The sequence below is a fragment of the Shewanella sp. SP2S2-6 genome (genome assembly GCF_031931965.1).
GTDB lineage: Bacteria > Pseudomonadota > Gammaproteobacteria > Enterobacterales > Shewanellaceae > Shewanella > Shewanella baltica.
Genome location: NZ_JAUOEQ010000036.1, coordinates 1 through 19,023, shown reverse-complemented (window position 1 = coordinate 19,023; position 19,023 = coordinate 1). Strand labels below are relative to the sequence as shown.

The 19,023-nt window shown below is 45.7% G+C and carries 12 protein-coding genes and 9 tRNA genes; 7 read left to right on the top strand and 14 right to left on the bottom strand.

All coding sequences use genetic code 11. The features are described 5' to 3' along the window. Positions 1 to 234 precede the first annotated feature (234 nt). The 3 genes from tesB to Q4Q57_RS18445 all read left to right on the top strand — a co-directional run bounded on the left by tesB (position 235) and on the right by Q4Q57_RS18445 (position 6,117). The gene (gene tesB, locus Q4Q57_RS18455) at positions 235 to 1,101 is read left to right on the top strand and encodes an acyl-CoA thioesterase II (protein WP_006085518.1); all 867 of its coding nucleotides are present in this window, start codon (positions 235 to 237) and stop codon (positions 1,099 to 1,101) included. 1 nt (position 1,102) lies between these two features. Then, a complete protein-coding gene (locus tag Q4Q57_RS18450) occupies positions 1,103 to 1,504 on the top strand; it encodes a YbaY family lipoprotein (RefSeq protein ID WP_220590659.1) in 402 nt (133 codons plus the stop codon). A 716-nt stretch (positions 1,505 to 2,220) separates the two neighbouring features. Further along, positions 2,221 to 6,117: a S8 family serine peptidase gene (locus Q4Q57_RS18445; protein WP_311891654.1), complete on the top strand. Its 3,897-nt coding sequence runs from the start codon at positions 2,221 to 2,223 to the stop codon at positions 6,115 to 6,117. Between the two features lie 97 nt (positions 6,118 to 6,214). Here the strand turns inward: Q4Q57_RS18445 and Q4Q57_RS18440 are convergent, their stop codons facing one another. Next, positions 6,215 to 7,096 (bottom strand): LysR family transcriptional regulator, encoded by an 882-nt coding sequence (locus Q4Q57_RS18440; protein WP_006082306.1) that lies wholly within the window; start codon positions 7,094 to 7,096, stop codon positions 6,215 to 6,217. Between the two features lie 152 nt (positions 7,097 to 7,248). On the opposite strand from Q4Q57_RS18440, the gene Q4Q57_RS18435 reads away from it, so the two are divergent. Then, positions 7,249 to 8,496 carry an MFS transporter gene (locus Q4Q57_RS18435; RefSeq protein WP_311891653.1) on the top strand — a complete coding sequence of 416 codons (1,248 nt, stop codon included), beginning with the start codon at positions 7,249 to 7,251 and terminating at the stop codon, positions 8,494 to 8,496. Between the two features lie 15 nt (positions 8,497 to 8,511). Here Q4Q57_RS18435 and Q4Q57_RS18430 read toward each other — a convergent pair whose 3' ends face one another. The 13 genes from Q4Q57_RS18430 to Q4Q57_RS18370 all read right to left on the bottom strand — a co-directional run bounded on the left by Q4Q57_RS18430 (position 8,512) and on the right by Q4Q57_RS18370 (position 16,580). Next, a complete protein-coding gene (locus tag Q4Q57_RS18430; protein WP_311891652.1) occupies positions 8,512 to 9,891 on the bottom strand; it encodes a sigma-54 dependent transcriptional regulator in 1,380 nt (459 codons plus the stop codon). A gap of 4 nt (positions 9,892 to 9,895) precedes the next feature. Further along, entirely contained in the window at positions 9,896 to 11,692 is a 1,797-nt protein-coding gene (locus Q4Q57_RS18425) for an ATP-binding protein (RefSeq protein ID WP_311891651.1), read from the bottom strand. 129 nt (positions 11,693 to 11,821) lie between these two features. Next, entirely contained in the window at positions 11,822 to 13,219 is a 1,398-nt protein-coding gene (locus Q4Q57_RS18420) for a TRAP transporter large permease (protein WP_006082297.1), read from the bottom strand. Further along, positions 13,219 to 13,875 (bottom strand): TRAP transporter small permease, encoded by a 657-nt coding sequence (locus tag Q4Q57_RS18415; protein ID WP_006082296.1) that lies wholly within the window; start codon positions 13,873 to 13,875, stop codon positions 13,219 to 13,221. Before Q4Q57_RS18415 ends, Q4Q57_RS18420 begins: the two co-directional genes overlap by 1 nt. Positions 13,876 to 13,934: 59 nt before the next feature. Further along, positions 13,935 to 14,954: a TRAP transporter substrate-binding protein gene (locus Q4Q57_RS18410; RefSeq protein ID WP_012089623.1), complete on the bottom strand. Its 1,020-nt coding sequence runs from the start codon at positions 14,952 to 14,954 to the stop codon at positions 13,935 to 13,937. Between the two features lie 466 nt (positions 14,955 to 15,420). After that, positions 15,421 to 15,651: a hypothetical protein gene (locus Q4Q57_RS18405; protein ID WP_259522446.1), complete on the bottom strand. Its 231-nt coding sequence runs from the start codon at positions 15,649 to 15,651 to the stop codon at positions 15,421 to 15,423. Between the two features lie 170 nt (positions 15,652 to 15,821). Further along, a tRNA-Val gene (locus Q4Q57_RS18400) sits at positions 15,822 to 15,897 on the bottom strand. Positions 15,898 to 15,925: 28 nt separating this feature from the next. Beyond that, positions 15,926 to 16,001 (bottom strand) — tRNA-Val (locus Q4Q57_RS18395). 28 nt (positions 16,002 to 16,029) lie between these two features. Continuing rightward, positions 16,030 to 16,105, bottom strand: a tRNA-Val gene (locus tag Q4Q57_RS18390). A 28-nt stretch (positions 16,106 to 16,133) separates the two neighbouring features. Continuing rightward, positions 16,134 to 16,209 (bottom strand) — tRNA-Val (locus tag Q4Q57_RS18385). A gap of 48 nt (positions 16,210 to 16,257) precedes the next feature. Then, a tRNA-Val gene (locus Q4Q57_RS18380) sits at positions 16,258 to 16,333 on the bottom strand. A gap of 39 nt (positions 16,334 to 16,372) precedes the next feature. Continuing rightward, positions 16,373 to 16,448, bottom strand: a tRNA-Val gene (locus Q4Q57_RS18375). Positions 16,449 to 16,504: 56 nt separating this feature from the next. Next, positions 16,505 to 16,580, bottom strand: a tRNA-Val gene (locus Q4Q57_RS18370). A gap of 615 nt (positions 16,581 to 17,195) precedes the next feature. Here Q4Q57_RS18370 and gltX point away from each other — a divergent pair. From gltX to Q4Q57_RS18355, 3 genes are all read left to right on the top strand, one after another. Further along, entirely contained in the window at positions 17,196 to 18,605 is a 1,410-nt protein-coding gene (gene gltX, locus Q4Q57_RS18365; protein WP_006082293.1) for a glutamate--tRNA ligase, read from the top strand. A 104-nt stretch (positions 18,606 to 18,709) separates the two neighbouring features. Beyond that, a tRNA-Ala gene (locus tag Q4Q57_RS18360) sits at positions 18,710 to 18,785 on the top strand. Between the two features lie 134 nt (positions 18,786 to 18,919). Further along, positions 18,920 to 18,995 (top strand) — tRNA-Glu (locus Q4Q57_RS18355). The last annotated feature ends 28 nt before the right edge of the window (positions 18,996 to 19,023 follow it).

Sequence of the window (19,023 nt, the reverse complement as noted above, 5' to 3'; positions counted from 1 at the left end):
ACACTGTTACCCATAACTCAGCCCATGACCTCTGTTATTAAACCGCGTTAACGGGTCAAGTAAAACCCTTCGCAATACGCAGATGACACCCGCACTGAACTTGAGTCAAGCCTCGTTTAAATCCTGCATCGTGGGAGTGATGATTTCATTGTGAATAATCGATAGAAGACTGGTCAGCTTAAGGCGAACTGAGTTACCCTTTAGCATTAATGGCTAATTATGCAGTAGGATCCCATGAGTCAGGTATTAGACGATCTTTTATCATTACTTTCCCTTGAGCAAATTGAAATCGGCCTCTTTCGTGGTCAGAGCCAAGATCTGGGATTTGGGCATGTGTTTGGTGGTCAAGTGATGGGGCAAGCGCTGAGCGCCGCTAAACAAACCGTCCCCGCTGAGCGTAAGGTCCACTCATTACACTCTTACTTTTTACGTGCCGGTGACGAGAAGTTACCGATTGTGTATGAAGTCGAAAATATGCGAGATGGCGGCAGTTTTAGTGCGCGCCGCGTGAGTGCAATTCAAAAAGGTCGACCGATTTTCCATATGACCTGTTCCTTCCAAGAACCTGAAGAAGGATTTAGTCATCAAGCGATGATGCCGCAAGTACCTGGACCTGAAGGTTTATTGAATCAGCAGGAATTAGCGCTGACGATGCGGGATAAAGTGCCGCCGAGCATACTCGAAAAGTTTATGGCCGATGCGCCCATTGAGATGCGACTGGTTAATCCATTACATCCCTTTGCGCCCAAAGAAACCGAGCCGTACCGTCATGTGTGGATGAGGGCCAATGGTCCCATGCCAAATGACGCCCATATTCATGAATATTTACTCGCCTATGCCTCGGACTTTAACTTTCTGGTGACAGCGGCTCAGCCCCATGGTGTGTCGTTTTTAAGTCCTGGAGTGCGCATGGCTACTATAGATCATGCGATGTGGTTCCATCGTCCGATTAATATGGGAGAGTGGTTGCTTTATAGTATTGATAGCCCCAATGCCAGCGGTGGCAGAGGTTATGTCAGAGGGCAGTTTTTCAATCAACAAGGCGAGTTAGTGGCTTCTTCTACCCAAGAAGGTCTGATCCGCATGGTAAAAGGACGTTAGTATGTTGCTTAAGATAAGGTCGTTTGTATTAGTCTCGCTCATGGCTATTCTGCTCAATGGCTGCGTGACGGTTAAACCTGAACCCCCAATTATTATCAATGGCGCAGCGGGTTATTTAGAGAAGATCCCTTTGCCTCAAGGTTGCCAAATCACGATTGCTATCATTGATTTGAATACACCGGGTGTTATCGTTGCGCAGAAAACCTTTAACATCGCCAGAGCGCCAGTGCCGTTTAAATTTACGTTGCCCGCCAAATCGATCGATAAGAGTATTCAATATGGTGTTGTGGCAATGATCAAATTCCAAGACCAAGTGATCTTCCAAACCTATGACAGGTTCCCTGTCGTCAATAATGATAAGTTCACAACAGAAGTATTAATGAAGGCGGTTATGGCTAATTAACCACGCTTAATTATCGGCCCATATCGGTTTTGGATTGATAAAGATGTAGCCCTTTCAATTTATATTGCAAGGGCTTTTTAATGGTTAATATTTGAACTTTCATGCTGTGTCTGTGACATAAGATAGGGTTTTTCTTTATATAGAACTAAGAATATTAATGCATATGTCAGTATTTATTTATAAAAGTGGGCCATGTGGGTAAATGGTACTTGCGCTAAATTGTTTTAAAATTGATTATTATTTGTTTGTTTTTTGTTAATTATTTTGGTTGCTTTTGTTTGTTGTTGTAACTGTTTTTTTGAGGGCGCCAATATTTTTACGGTAACACGTTCCGTTTGTGTTTACATTAACTAGGTGATTAATTCTTGATTTCAAGTATTTAATTGTATTGATTATTTTGTTTTCCAGTAACTTTATATATTAGTCTGGTCTTACAGTCTATCCGACTCACTAAACAAACTATTTAGCTTTTTTATCATAAATGGACCCTGACAAATGATTTACTGGGTTACGTTCTGTTAACTTGGTGTTTTAATTTGTGTCTGCGCGTGTTACAAATTGTAGCGATAAAACTCAGTGATCATCATCACAGTAAATTGAATGGTTATTCATAAAAAATGTCAGTTACAGGTGACGTTCTTGGTTGTTGCAATGTTTTCAAGCCACCAACCTGAGTTTTATAAATCATACAACTTATAAGAATTAGGGAAGTCACAATGAAAACTAAAATAGCACTAGCAGTGTCTATGGCGCTGTTATCGTCGGCGGCAAATGCGCAAACAGTTTTATCACCCACTGGTGAAACACTTCAGTTAGATATTCCAAGTGAACTACAAGCAATGTCATTACGCGGTAATGCTGCCGGGGCTGAAGTTAAGTTTGTACCAGAAGCGGATTTAGGCGAGGGTGAATTTACTTATATCGTTCGTTTACGTGACAGTTCAGTCGCTAATTATCAAGGAACGACTCCTGGCTTTAAAGCGACGAGCTCACAGAAAGTGCAGACAAGTGGCACTTCAAAAGTCGCGGTGAATGGCAAACTCGATGCTTCAAGACCTGAAGTTAAAAGTTATGTTAGCTATTTGAAAGTCAAACAAAATCGATTTCTAGCTAACGCAAGTGCGGCTATTGGCACCAATCTGCAGCCATTAACGACCTATCAGTATGCGTTAAACGGTATGGCAGTTCGCATGACTCAAGCTCAAGCGAAGAAAATGGCTGAGTTACCTGAGGTTGCGTTTGTTGAGCGCGAGCGCATGGAACAAATGGAAACTGATGTCAGTCAAGCGCTTATCGGTTCGCCAAATGTATGGGATGGCAGTGCAACGGGCACTAAAGCCATGGGTGAAGGTGTGATTGTCGGTATCATCGACTCAGGTATTAACTCTGACCATGCTTCATTTGCGGATGTTGGCCAAGATGGTTATGACCACACTAACCCATTAGGTCAAGGCATCTATATTGGTGACTGTAAAACTGACTTCGCCAGCATGTGTAACGACAAACTGATCGGTGTCCGTAGCTATCCAGAAATCACCAATAACTTTGATGACGTAAAAGTGTATGGTGACACCCCACCGGCAAAAAATGGTGAGGATTACGGTGGACACGGTTCGCACGTTGCTAGTACAGCAGCGGGTAACATTTTAGTGAATGTCCCTTACGTGCAAGGTGAAACCGGTAAGTTAGAAGGTGATGGTATTGCGACGGGTCTTGAATTTGCGCAAATCTCAGGTGTTGCACCACATGCAAACATCATAGCTTATCAAATCTGTAATCCGGGTAATGCGGGCGACACTTATTCTGGCTGCCCGACCGCACCTATTTTGAAAGCATTAGACGATGCAATCAAAGATGGCGTCGATGTGATCAACTTTTCGATTAGTGGTGGTGGAAATCCGTGGAATAGTGCAACAGAACAAGGTTTCTTAGCTGCGCGTAATGCGGGTATTTTTGCTGCAGTCGCTGCGGGTAACACTCGTGGCGCAACAAACACGAGCCCTGCAATTAATCAAACGCCTTACTCTACACCTAAAAATGCACCTTGGTATACGTCAGTTGCTAATTCGACTCACAATCGTGACATAGTACGTGCCGTTGAATTTAATGGTAAAAACTACAATTACACTGCGGGATCGGGTCCAGTTCAAACTGAAGTGCTCAAAGGTGTGCCTGTTTATGCTGGTACAATTGATGCGGCTAATTTTGAAGCCTGTAAACCATTTGCCGCCGATGCTTTTAAAGATAAGATCGCTGTTTTAAGACGCGGCGGTTGTTCATTCGATATTAAAGTGGCAGCGGCGATGAAAGCTGGCGCTAAGGGTGTGATTGTTTTCAATAGAGATGGTGAAAATAATGCGCGCCTGATCATGTCTGGGTTAGATAAATTGGATATTCCAGCGGTATTTATTGGCGATATCGATGGCTTAGAACTGATTGCTGCTATGGCAGCAAATCCAGCGCTTGAAATCACGCTGTCTCCAACTCCTAAAGTCGTCAGTAAAGAAGCGGATGTTTTATCAGCCAGCTCCTTGATTGGACCTAACCTAACTAATGATGTACTCGTGCCTTATGTTGCTGCCCCAGGCAGTGACATCTACGCTGCTTATTCGGATCAACAATTCGGCCATGATGAAACAGGGACAGATCCTGCTGATTTCACGTTGATGTCAGGTACTTCAATGGCGAGTCCTCATGTTGCCGGTGCTGGCGCGTTACTTAAATCGCTGCATAAGGATTGGACGCCAGATAACATTCGTTCTGCGTTAATGATGACAGCAACGACAGCCCAAGCCATGAAAAAAGCCGATGGTAAAACCGTTGCAGATCCGTTTGACGTAGGCGCAGGCCGTATTCGTGTGGATTTAGCGGCAAAATCTGGCTTAGTGATGGATGAAAGTGCCTTAAACTACGAGATTGCTAACCCTACAACAGGTGGCGATCCACGTAAGCTAAACATTCCAAGCATGGCTGATTCACGTTGTATCGATACTTGTACTTGGACACGTACTGTCACTGCAACGGCTGACGGTAGCTGGACTGCAAAAGGTGTTTCCGCAACCGATAAGTTCGCGTTAACTGTGATGCCAGAAAGCTTCAACCTGAAAAAAGGTGAGAGCCAAACTATCACAGTGACTGCTGATGTGACTGACGTGGGTGCAAGTTGGGGCTTTGGTAACTTAGTATTAGCTTCAGAAGCCTTCCCAACGGCTAACATGCCGATCGTGGCTAAGATTGCTAAACGCGACTTACCTGCGGTTGTTAATGTTTCAGCCTCACGTGATGCCGATGAGCGCAATTTGGCTCACTTGAAAGCAATTGATCTACCGGGTGTTGCGGCGACAGTGACTGAACTTAAGTTAAGCGCTACTTATGAATCAAGTGTGAAACAGGATTCAAATACCGATAGTGCATTTGATGATTTAGCCGATGGCGTAAAAGTATTTAGCTTTAACGTTGAAGACAAAGCGTTATATTTCAATGCATCAATCGGTAATACCACCTCTCCTGACTTAGATATGTTTGTGATACTCGATAAGAAAGATGGTAGTAAGCTTTCTATCGCGGCATCTTCTGCGTTTGGTGGTTCAAAAGAAAGTGTGTCTATTAAGGACCCAGTGAAAGGTGAGTATATTGTCGTGATACAAAACTATCAGGCATCTGCAGCCGATGCGGATGATGCTTTTAGTTTGAAACAAGTGACCTTATACGATGAAGCGGGTGATAACTTAACGGCAAATCTTACCGGTGATCATAAAGATTTCAACGTCAACTTAGCTTGGAAACAAGCGATGTTAGTGGGCGATGCTGGCTTGGCAATGCTGACTCTGACCACTACTGATGACAAAGTCGCACCGGTTAAAATTCCGGTTATATTTGAGCGCGTCAGTGATGATGTTTTACCGCCTCTAGGTAGCACTGTTTCTGGCGAGTTAACGCCAGGCGCCGCTAAAATGATGAAGACCCGTGTCGAAGCGAACAAAACGCAAGAAACCCGCGTTTACACTTTAGAGGCGTTATTACCAGAAGGTCACGAAGTGGCTAATATCAGCCATCAAGGTACACAAGTGGGTAATAAGATCACTTGGACTATCGAGATGGTCTCTGGTGCATCGGCACAAGATGTGACGTTTGACTTAGTGCCACGTAAGGCAAGCCAAGACAACCTTGTGACTTTGACCAACAAAGTGAACAACGAGTCGGCTGAAATCTTGAAGCAAGAATATCAATTTGATGTTCCAGAAGTGGCGCCAGTGGCAGTGATTGAAGCACCGGTATCTGTTCAAGAAGGTAAACCACTGTTTATCGATGCGAGCAAGTCATCCGATGCCAACAATGATCCATTAACCTACAAATGGACTCAGTTAGGCGGCGCGAGCTTTAACTTCGACGCTAATGCAGCCAAGCTTAATCTAGTGGCGCCAGAAGTGAGTGGTACAGCTCAAACAGTGTCATTCCAACTTACTGTAGCGGACAACCATGGCAACAAAGATTCAAGTGTCGTGTCTGTGTCTGTGACTGAAACACCAGCTAAGAAAGATGATGGTGGTTCATTAGGTTGGTTAAGCTTGTTATTGCTACCATTTGCCTTTGGTCGTCGTAAACAAGGCTAATCGCTCAGGGTTAAATCGAGAGGTTTAACAGTAATTTAATAGTAAAAAGAGAAGGGCTGATATTGATATCAGCCCTTTTTGTTTTAATCGATTAAGGTTAGCGATTACTCATCAAAAAATCGACAAAGGCACGGTCTGCTTGACTGACGGGGCGTTGTTTTTTCCATGCGATATGCAGGTTCAAAAATACTGGTGGATCGAAGGGTTTCGCTAAAATGTCATCTTTTGAGCTGATTGCCATTTCGAGCACGCTGGTGATCCCAAATCCTTGGGAAACAATCTGTTTGATAAGGTTAATCAAATTAGTCTCGAAGGCGACATTGGGCTTTTTCCCCAGATCCTTGGCTTGCGATAGGATCCACTCGCGGTGGAAATAACCTGTCTTGAACATGACTAATTCATGATCGAAAAAGTCATTGAGACTGACGGCGTTATGTTCCGCTAAAGGGTGTTCGGCTCCCATAGCGATCACCATTTGCTCACGGATCAACAGCTGACTATCAAATTCGGGTTGTAGGTCTTGGGCGGTAATGATCGCAATATCCACTTCTTCCTGTTGCAACATACGCAGTGCGTCGCGCGTCCCGCCTTCAAACAGTGACAGTTTCAACTCGGGGTATTTATGCCGAAAAGCCATTAAGCGCGAGGGCAGGTAGAAAGACCCCAGCATGCCCGGTACGGCAATGCGGACTTCCCCCGAGGTGAGATTGGCCATGGCACGGATTTGCGCTTCGGCCTGCTTAATCTGTTTCAGGATCAAAGTGGCATGTTGGTGCAGGACTAAACCTTCGGCCGTGAGTGCGAGCAGCTTGTCATTCTTGTTGCTCGTACGATTGACTAAAGTCACGCCGAGTGCGACTTCTAAGCGCTTGATACTTTGGCTTAACGCCGGTTGAGCCATATTCAGTTTCTTGGCTGCGGCGGTAAAGCTGCCAGTACTGGCAAGGGCATCTAAATGTTTGAGTTGGCGGATATCCATCAATCGGGCCCATACTATTGAATAGTGGCAAGGTCGGTGTGTTGTGGCTATAACAAAAATCAATGATAGCGATAGATATTATCTATTATTGTTATGTTATGCCCAGTGATAACCTTTGTCTATCCTATGAGTGATGCTTTGTCGAGGCTCCTGTGCAAGCCGTGTTAGATACTATGATTGATCATAAACAGCGTGATACCCGACTGATGTGGGCGCTATGTGTTGCCTCTGTGGTGGTGTATATCAACTTGTATCTGATGCAAGGCATGCTGCCGCTAATTGCGGAGCATTTTGCGGTATCAGGGTCTAAAGCGACGTTAATCCTATCGGTAACCAGTTTTTCCTTGGCCTTTTCATTGCTCTTGTATGCGGTACTGTCAGACCGTATCGGTCGACACACACCGATTATTGTCAGCCTGTGGTTGTTGGCGCTATCTAACTTACTGTTAATTTGGGCACCGGACTTTAACGGGCTAGTGCTAGTGCGATTGCTGCAAGGTGCGTTACTCGCTGCCGTGCCAGCAATTGCGATGGCGTACTTTAAAGAGCAGTTGTCACCGAGCACTATGCTCAAAGCCGCGGGCATTTACATTATGGCGAATAGCATTGGTGGCATTGTTGGTCGTTTACTCGGCGGCGTTATGTCGCAGTTTTTATCTTGGCAAGAATCCATGTGGCTGTTGTTTTTAGTCACCTTAGCGGGCGTGGCTTTAGTGAACTATTTGCTGCCTTCACTTGCCGATGCGCAGGCCATGTCAAAGAGCAAAACCGAGCCTTCTTTATCAAAACGCGCCCGTTTAGCCCAAGATCTTCATGGCTTTAGCCATCATCTCACCGATGCACAAATGCGCTTGGTCTACGCGATTGGCGGCTTAACCTTTATGATGATGGTGAATCAATTTAGTTTTATTCAGCTGCATTTGATGGCGGCGCCCTATGAATGGAGCCGCTTTCAAGCAACCTTGATTTTCCTGTGTTATTCCAGCGGCACTATTGCGTCGTATTTTACCGCGAAATGGCTCGCCAAATTTGGCCAACATAAGTTATATCAGTGGTCTTGGTGTGTGATGTTGCTCGGCAGTTTACTGACCCTGTTTGATACCACTTTAACCATTAGCTTAGGTTTTTTGATGACAGCCTGTGGCTTCTTCCTCACCCACAGTTGCTGTAATTCCTTTGTCGCGATGCGCGCCAGTCGCGATCGGGCTAAGGCGACGTCACTGTATTTATGCTGTTACTACTTAGGCGCGGCGATAGGCGGCCCTTATTTAATGATGTTTTGGCATGAGGCGCAGTGGCGCGGTGTGGTAATGGGGTCGTTAACCTTACTGGCTTTGATTGCCTTGGCCATCACCCGTTTGCATTACCATCAAACGCATGTCAAACGGGTATTAGTCTAGCTTTCAATTTGTTGTTTAGTCATCGGAATTAATGTACTGCTTGCGGTCTAAATCATATTTACGCATTTTGTCGTAGAGGGTTTTGCGGGGCAGTTCCAACTGTTCCATTGTCTGCTTAATGCTGCCCTTGTTGTGGCTGAGCGCTTCTTCAATCAATACCCTTTCAAAAAACTCGACTCGTTGCAGTAAGGACATACTCGAGTGCAGGCTTGGGGTATTGCCCAAAGTGCCAGCAAAGGCAGCTTCTCCGCCCAGCAGTACAAAGCGCTCGGCGAGATTACGTAACTCACGCACATTGCCCGGCCAGTCGTGGGAGGTGAGAATGGCGTTTTGCTCGGCATTTAAGGCGATAAGCGCTTTGTGATAGCGTGCCGATGCAACTCGAGCAAAGTGCAGGAAGAGTAACGGAATATCTTCACGGCGATCCCGCAGGGGAGGGATAGGCACAGTCACCAGATTTAAGCGATACAACAAGTCTTGGCGAAATTCCCCCGTGTCACACAAGCTTTTTAAATCCACCTTAGTGGCGGCAATTACACGTATATCTAAGTTGATGCTTTTGTTTGACCCTAAGCGTTCAACCTTACGGTCTTCAAGTACCCGTAGCAGTTTTACCTGCAGTGACAGTGGTGTACTTTCAATTTCATCTAAAAATAACGTGCCGCCGTTGGCGTATTCAAACTTACCCATGCGCATCTTATCAACGCCGGTAAAGGCACCTGCCTCGGCACCAAAGAGCTCACTCTCAATTAAGTTTTCAGGGATCGCCCCACAATTGATGGCGACAAAGTTGGCTTGGCTGCGGCTGCTGTGATCGTGTAAATAGCGGGCGACGAGCTCTTTACCTGTGCCTGTTTCACCCTCGATTAACACGTCAGCGGGGGTGTCTATCACTTGATCTATGATGTGGCGCATGCGGTTGATGCCGACACTGTTACCCAAAATGCGAGGGCCTGGTACGCTCTGGCTTTCGAGATCCTTTTTAAGCTTACGGTTCTCTAGGGTCAGGCTGCGTTTATCTAAGGCGCGCTTGACCACATCGAGTATATGCTCGTTATTAAAGGGCTTTTCGAGAAAGTCGTAGGCGCCTTGCTTTAGGGCATTGACTGCCATGGCGATATCCCCAAACCCTGTCAATAGCACAACGGGGAGGTCGGGGTCCTGCAGCCGGATTTGTTGCATTAAGCTGATGCCATCTAATTGCGGCATGTTGACATCCGATATCACCATTCCCGCCCAATCCTTATGCAGGTGCTTAGCGATCCCTTTAGGCTCTGTGGTGGCGAGCGCCTTAATGCCCTCAAGTTCAAATAGCTGAACGAGAACTGTGCCTATGTGCGGCTCATCGTCGATGATGAGAACAGAATAATCTTGGATGGAATTGGGCACACTCATGAGACTAACGTTCCTCAAGCAAATAAATAGGTAAAATAATCTGGAAAATGGCGCCACCCTCTTCGGCATTGGCAACGTTAATTTGGCCTTGCATGGATTCGATAATACGCTGTGAAATCGATAAGCCCAGCCCTAATCCGTGGCGCTCGTTAGTGGTAAAGTAAGGTTCGAATATTTTTTCCATTTGGCTTTCACGCACGCCAGGGCCAGAATCTTGGATGCTGATACAGAACTTATCTTCATTGGTCACGCGGATGACCAAGCTGCGTTTAACCGATTGTTGCATAGCGACAATGGCGTTGCTCATGATATTGACAAACACTTGCTGTAATCGGACTTTATCGCCCCAAACCTGATAGTTGCCATTGGGTAACTGCACATCGAGTTCAACGCCTTGCTTGTCTATTGCAGGCTGAACTATGGTCAGCGCTTGTTTGATACAGCGGCCAATATCGGTAGCGCTATCCGTGCCTTGGCTCTTGCGAGTGAAGCTTTTAAATTGGCCGACAATATCGGCCAATCTATCGGTCAGTTCAATAATAATCTTGATATTATCCAAAGCCTTATCTTGCATATTACGGGCTAGAAAGGTTTGAGTATTTTGGGCGTAGCTGCGCAGTGCCGCAAGCGGCTGATTAAGCTCATGGTTAATGCTGGCGGATAAACTGCCGATCACTGTGAGTTTTGCCGCTTGAATGAGTTCATCCTGAGTGTCTTTAAGCTGATGGTTCGCCTGCTGCAAGTCCTGAGTCCGTTCTTCGACTCGCTGCTCTAACAGGCTTTGTGCCAGCTGCATACGCTGTAGGTTGCGGCGACGCTCGGCGCTAAACAAGATGCTGAGCGCCAGCAACAGATAAATGCTGGCTGACAGTAACATTAGTGCAGGTAAAGACGACAGCAAGGGTTTGATGGGCGCTAAGATGTGCACCCGCCAGCCAGCTTTGGCCATCAACTGATGATTATCCATGTATTGCTCATGATCTCTGCCCGTTTGTAATTGGTAGAGCATGGCTTGGCTGCCACTCTCATAGGGCGGTTTCATCAACAGTTCACCTATGGGGCGTTCCGCGTAACGCTTTGATGCATTAAGCGCATATTGTTTGGCTTGGGTAAGTGGAGTGAGTGACTTTAAGCGCCACTCATCGACGCTGGAGATAAAAACAATGTCCTCGGGGTCGCTGATAAGGAATTGGTATTGACCCGCAATGGCAATGCTCGTGCTTTGCTGCTCGATACCGCTAATGTCCACTTTGACTATGATAGCGCCGAGTATGCCTTTACCGCCTTGCTGATAAATAGGGTAAGAAAAGTAAAACCCGCGCTTATCTGAGCTGGTACCCACGGCATAATAGCGGCCTAGATTGCCCGAAATAGCATCAGTGTAATAGGGGCGAAAGGAATAGTCCTTGCCGATAAAAGAGAAACTCTGTTGCCAGTTACTGGCGGCAATCGCGATCCCTAAGGCATCAATCAGATAGATATCGGATGCCTCAGTAACATGCTGGATTTCTTCGAGATATAAATTAAGTTCTTGGATCTTATCGGGGTTTTGTTGATCGTTCAGTACATTGGCGAGCATAGGGTTCGTCGAGAGCACGTGGGGAATGCTTTCGTATCGCGATAACGCGCCATCGAGAAAGCTGACTAATTCTTTTAGTTGCTTCTCCGATTGCGCTTGGATCTCGATTTTACCTTGATGCAAATGCACCCAATAGGTCAGTTTGAGCGTTGCAAATAGGCCTGCAAGTAACACTACAGTGAGAAAGAGGCGTTTCTTGGCCTTAGGCGTCATGGGCAACATGGTGGCTATCCTGATAAAGCGACGGTATCAATCACTGAGACTGTGCATCATAAAACAAAGCGAGCCTGACTAGGCTCGCTTAAAAACTAACTGTAATCAAGGGGTAATCTCACAACCTTGCATTGCAGATTAATATCCACGCATCGAATCCAACCACTCTGGTAAGAAGAGCGAAATCTGTGGCACGTAAGTGATCAAGGTTAAGAAGGCTAACATCAGCAGTAACCAAGGCAGAACCGACTGGATGACCCAACCAATACTCTTACCCGTGATCCCCGCGGTAACAAAGAGGTTGAGCCCCACCGGCGGCGTGAGCATACCTATCTCCATGTTCACCACCATGATGATACCTAAGTGAATAGGATCTATGCCTAAGTGAGTCGCGATAGGGAAGAGGATCGGCGCCATAATCAGTACAATTGCCGACGGCTCCATAAAGTTACCGGCAGCAAGCAGCAGTAAGTTAACTATGATCAGGAAGCCCCAAGCGGGTAAGCCCATGTTAACGATATGCTCAGCGATAATATGTGGAATACGCTCAGTGGTTAATACATGCGCGAACAACATAGCGTTAGCTATGATAAACAGCAGCATGATACTGACCTTAGCACCATCACGCACTACGTTACGTATGTCTTTGTCGATAGGCGTTTTAATTAGCCCAAGGAACATGTGACCTAAGTTACGTGCGGCGGCTTTAGGTAAGCTTTCACCTTGATTGCGCCAAGCCACCTCTTTTAATGGCCCAATGTCACGGTAACCAAATACCGCAATAAAGTACGCATACATACAAGCCACAGCCGAAGCTTCAGTCGGGCTAGCAACGCCGCCATAGATAGAGCCGAGTACGATAAGGATGAGTGCTAATCCACCCAAAGCTTTGGCGCTTGAAATCCCCAGTTGTTTAAAGCCTGGGAAAGGACGCGAAGGCAAGTTCTTAAAGCGGGCGACGATGTAGATAACGATCATCAGGATGAATCCCATCATTAAACCTGGGATTAAACCTGCCATAAACATTCTTGCTGCGGACACTTCGGTCGCTGCCGCATACACCAACATCACAATGGACGGTGGGATCAAAATACCAAGTGTGCCTGAGGTTGTGATAACCCCCGCCGCAAACTTCTCGGGATATCCCGCTTTAACCATGCCCACAATCACGATTGAACCAATCGCCGCTACGGTCGCGGGTGATGAGCCTGAAACCGCCGCAAACAGCATACAGGCCATAACAGATGCCATCGCTAATCCACCACGGACATGTCCAATACTGTCCATGGCAAAATCGATAATCCGTCTCGCGACGCCACCGGTTGAGAGGAAGGCGGATGACAGAATAAAGAAAGGGATAGCGAGTAGGGTGTAATGCTCCGATGAAGACTCATACAGTTTGAGTGCCACTGAGGCTAAGGAGTCATTCGAGAAAAACAAAATGGTGAGCATGCTGGAAAAACCTAACGCGATAGCGATAGGCATACCGAGAAACATACACACTAATAGGGCGGTAAATAGGGTTGCAATCGCCATTATTTAGTCTCCTTTTCGTCAGAGACGGGTTCTTCATTGGCGTTTTTAACGCTTTCATCGATTAAATGCATACTTTCTTTCGCTTCATCGGCAAATTGGAAGCCAGTGACTTGGTCACGTAGGATGGCAATAAAGAGTTCGGCGAATCGCCAAGTTAACATCGAAAAACCAATGATCAAGATGCTCTGGGATAACCAAATCGGTACCGCGCCATCTTCAACATCAATCCGTAAGGTGTTCCAAGCAAAGTCTGGATCGAGGCTTTTTAAGAAAAATTGGGGGAAATTAATATCTTCCATAGGCACACCAATTTGATACATCTGGCTTAAGTAATCCCAACTGCCTTTTAAAAACAGTCCGCAATAGACGATACAGACAAAGGCGGTAACGAGGGACGTTATCTTTTTGGCCCGAGGCGCTAAGTTTTTAACGAAGGCATCGACACCAATGTGCGCGCCAACTTTTACCCCATAAGACATACCAAACAACACAAACCAACCGCAAAAGGTCAGTGTGAGTTCTTGGATCCACAGAAAACCCGTATTGAAGAAGAATCGTGCGACGACTTCTGAAAACACTAACAACGTCATCAGAGTGATCAATAAATTGAGCACACCTTCTTCAAAATAACCAAATATTCGCGATATCACAGCCATAATCCCCTCGCTGAAATGGCCGCTTAACCTCGGCTGAGGTTAAGCGGCTATCATCATTATTATTTATTTGCAGCTACAGCAGCATCAATCACATCTTTACCGATTTGCTCTTCAAACTTAGCCCAAACTGGTTTCATCACATCGACCCATTTTTGACGTTCAGCAGGCGTTAAAGTCACTAACTGTGAACGTTTAGAATCTAGGATTAACTGTTTGTCTTGGTTATCTTTCTCAGCGGCAATTTTGTTACCTAATGCGATAGATTCATCTAATGCTTCTTTGATGATCTTACGTTTATCAGCGGGTAAGCCTTTCCAGAAAGTGTCAGAGGTCACGACCATATAGTCGAGCACACCGTGGTTACTTTCAGTGATTTGGCTTTGCACTTCATAAAACTTTTGTGAGTAAGTATTTGACCACGTGTTTTCTTGACCATCGATAGCGCGGGTTTGCAGCAGGGTAAATACTTCAGAGAAAGGTTTTTTCACTGGGATAGCGCCGACAGCATCAAATTGAGCCGCCAAAACATCAGACGCCATCACGCGGAATTTCAAGCCGTTTGCATCAGAAGGATTTTTAAGTGGCGTGTTAGCCGAGAACTGTTTCAGGCCATTGTGTAAATAACCTAGACCGACAATCCCTTTACGGGTCATAGAGTTCAGCAGTGTTTGACCTGCTTCACCTTGTTGGAAACGGTTTACCGCATCCATATCATTGAAGAGGAAAGGTAAATCGAATACTTGTAGGCGTTTAGTGTAACGTTCAAATTTTGAGAGTGACGGCGCAACAAATTGCACGTCGTTTAACAGTAGTGCCGCTAACTCGTTGTTATCCCCAAATAACTGTGAGTTAGGAAATACACTGACCTTGTATTCACCCGGTAAACGTTGTTCAACGAGTTCTTTAAACTTAAGTGCCATTTGGCCTTTAGGCGTATTTTCTGCCACAACGTGCGAAAACTTAATTTCAATAGGTTCTGCAAATACGTTAAAGCTGGTTGCGAACACGGAGGCAACGGCGAGCATTTTGACTAAGGTTTTGAGTGGACGGGTCAATCCAGTTTGTTGATTCAATGTCATCTTGAGTTCCTTTTTCTGTTGTTAGGATTTGTCCTCAGTCTTGGTTAGTTTGTTACCAAGTTTGAGTAGGAATACAGCCTTGATTTCCCTGAGGTCTGTCTTACTAAAGGCAAATACCACGCCAACTTACACTGAATTCTGTAAGTGTTTGGTTACTAAAGTGTAGTTCATTTGATGTTTGTCACACTTTTAGTTTTGTGGGTGAGATCTCGCTCACAGTGGTTTTCTATTTGGGTGGAAACCCACCCATGGCGCGGATCTGCCTCAAATAGATAGCCCTTGGCGGTGCAGGTTTATTAAACAAACTTAGTTATTTTGAGATCAAAAAATGCCTCAAAAGTATGCGCTACGCTGAAAATGCGTGATGGATTATTTTGGGATAAGCAGTGTAGGCTGATTGTGTGGTTAATTGTGGTCAAGTCGATGGCGTTTGTCGTCAATCAAGACAAGGGGTCAGTTGGCACAGTTAATTATCATCTAAAAGGATACGTTTTAGGATCGCATCGCTAGGCAACAACTCTAAGTGGCCTTGTTCGTCAAAGTACCAACCGGTAATAAAGCCCTTTTGGCGCATGCTGACGAGATTGTGCATGACTTCCCGTGCTTCCTTGAGTGCCGTTTGCTCATCGCAAGCGTGGGTATGCTTTAAATAAGCGGCAATATTGGCAAGAGAAGCGGATTGACTGACGCTGGCCATAATGTTGATCTCCAAACAATGCTAAAAGCAGAATGAAATCAGGCTGAGTGTCGATAGAGCTTGGTATTTTACGGATTATAAAAGGCGAAAGAGTAAAATTTAGCACTCGCTGATTGAGATCAAGCATAGTTGAGTCAGCGTGTTGGTAAAGTTTATTGGGGGGATAAATATGGTGGTCGCTACTGGGCTCGAACCAGTGACCCCCTCCTTGTAAGGGAGGTGCTCTCCCAGCTGAGCTAAGCGACCTGGGATGTAAATTGTGTATTGCAGAATATGGTGGTCGCTACTGGGCTCGAACCAGTGACCCCCTCCTTGTAAGGGAGGTGCTCTCCCAGCTGAGCTAAGCGACCTGGGATGTAACTTGTGTATTGCAGAATATGGTGGTCGCTACTGGGCTCGAACCAGTGACCCCCTCCTTGTAAGGGAGGTGCTCTCCCAGCTGAGCTAAGCGACCTGGGATATAACTTGTGTATTGCAGAATATGGTGGTCGCTACTGGGCTCGAACCAGTGACCCCCTCCTTGTAAGGGAGGTGCTCTCCCAGCTGAGCTAAGCGACCTGGGAATTCTGATATTACACAATTTTTGAGTCATTATTCATTGAAGAATGGTGGTCGCTACTGGGCTCGAACCAGTGACCCCCTCCTTGTAAGGGAGGTGCTCTCCCAGCTGAGCTAAGCGACCTGGGAATGACTTTCACACAATGAGGTACATTAAGTTATATGGTGGTCGCTACTGGGCTCGAACCAGTGACCCCCTCCTTGTAAGGGAGGTGCTCTCCCAGCTGAGCTAAGCGACCTGGGATATAACTATTTTGTACAGCCATTATTTCTTTACAAATCATGTATAAAACAATGGTGGTCGATACTGGGCTCGAACCAGTGACCCCCTCCTTGTAAGGGAGGTGCTCTCCCAGCTGAGCTAATCGACCTCGCTGTGTGGAGCCGTATTATAGGGAGGTTCGATCTAGTGTCAACGCTTTTTAGTTAAAAAAGCATTGGTCGCGCTATTTTTGTTCGCATTGGCTTAATGCTAATCACGCCGCCGATCAAAGTGTTAGTTTATTCGCCTGTCAATGGCGTGCAATTTGGGTGTTTGGGATGCCGCGATAGCTAGACTCATGTTATTCGTGAGCATTTTTGGCGATAAAATGACTGGGTGTAAATGACTCACAATGATTAGATGTTAGAGATTGAGTGGATAGCGATGTATAGGCGTTGCGCCAAAGACACACTATTTATAGCTGAAGGCATGATAGGGGCAAAAGTAGGGCTGGGATCTAAGCGTAGCGAAATCAATCCATGAGTCTTAAGTCAGATAAATGGGGTGCAGGTTTACGGGTGATAGCTGTGGCACCACTTTATATGTGCACCTTTATATAGGCTTCTCTATATAAGGAGGGGGATTTAGGGTCACGATTTTACTAGATAAGTGATACAGCAGAGCTTGTCCCATTTGCAGCGCCTGCTTTGACTGTTAGAATAAGCCCACTTTTTTATCGTGATTGTCTTTATCTAGACGACTTTATATAGGTTAGTGTCCCATTATGACAACTAAGACGCGTTTTGCCCCTAGTCCTACTGGTTTCTTACATGTTGGTGGTGCCCGTACAGCACTTTATTCTTGGTTACAAGCTCGTGCCAATAACGGTGAGTTTGTATTACGTATTGAAGACACTGATATTGAGCGTTCGACTCAAGCCGCCTGCGATGCGATTTTAGAAGGTATGAACTGGTTAGGTTTGACATGGGACGAGGGCCCGTATTACCAAACTAAGCGTTTTGATCGTTATAACGAAATCATTGCCCAAATGTTAGCAAAGGGCACTGCATACAAATGCTATTGCTCACGTGAGCGTATTGATGCGTTAAGAGAAGCACAAGCCGCCAACGGTGAAGCACAAAAGTACGATGGTTGCTGCCGTGACTTACCCGCTCGTGATACTGATGAGCCATTTGTCGTGCGTTTCAAAAATCCTATCGGCGGTTCAGTGGTATTTGATGACCATGTTCGTGGCCGTATTGAATTTTCAAACGATGCATTAGATGACTTGATCATCGCCCGTACCGATGGTGTGCCAACCTATAACTTCTGTGTGGTTGTTGACGATTGGGATATGGGAATTACCTGTGTGGTTCGTGGTGAAGATCATATCAACAATACGCCGCGTCAAATCAATATCCTTAAAGCATTAGGGGCGCCGATCCCAGAATATGCCCACGTCTCTATGATTCTCGGTGATGATGGTGCGAAATTATCTAAGCGTCATGGTGCAGTGAGCGTAATGCAGTACCGTGACGATGGCTATTTGCCAGAAGCACTGTTGAACTACCTAGTACGTTTAGGTTGGTCACATGGCGATCAAGAAATCTTCTCATTAGAAGAAATGAAGCAATACTTTAAGCTCGGTGATATCAATAAAGCCGCTTCTGCCTTTAATACCGATAAACTGGTGTGGTTGAACCAACACTATATAAAGAGTCTTGCCCCAGAATATGTGGCAACACACTTACAATGGCACATGGACGATCAAAAAATTGATCTGTCAAACGGCCCAGCATTAGCGGAAGTGGTTACTGCATTAGCTGAACGCGCTAAGACACTAAAAGAGTTAGCCGCTTCTAGCCGCTATTTCTATGAAGACTTTGCAGAGTTTGATGAGGCCCAAGCGAAAAAGCATTTACGTGGTGTTGCGTTAGAGCCATTGCAACTGGTTCAACAAAAATTAGCCGCATTAACTGAGTGGACTGTAGAAGCTATCCATCAGGCGATTGAAGACACTGCAACAGAATTAGATGTGGGTATGGGCAAGGTTGGTATGCCTTTACGTGTCGCTGTAACAGGGGCAGGGCAGTCACCAGGCCTTGATATCACATTATTTTTAATCGGAAGAAGCCGTTCTGAGCAAAGAATATCCAAAGCGATTGAATTTGTAGCAGATAGAATAAATTCCTAAAAAACGAGTTGACACTTTTAGGTGCGCTGCATAGAATGCGCCACGCAGTTGAGACACAGACGAGCAAATGCTTGTAGTGCACTTAAATGTAGTTTAATAAGTTTGGGGCTATAGCTCAGCTGGGAGAGCGCTTGCATGGCATGCAAGAGGTCCACGGTTCGATCCCGTGTAGCTCCACCAAACTTACTGCAGATGTTAAGCAGGAACGTGAGTTCGAATTAATATGTCTGAGGTTACCTTCGTTCTTTAGAATAGAGTGCCTAGGACACCGTAGATGTTAAACGGGAACAATAAGTTCAAATTAATATGTCCGGGTCCCCTTCGTCTAGAGGCCTAGGACACCGCCCTTTCACGGCGGTAACAGGGGTTCGAATCCCCTAGGGGATACCAAATTTTGGTTCCTAGCAAATAACTAACG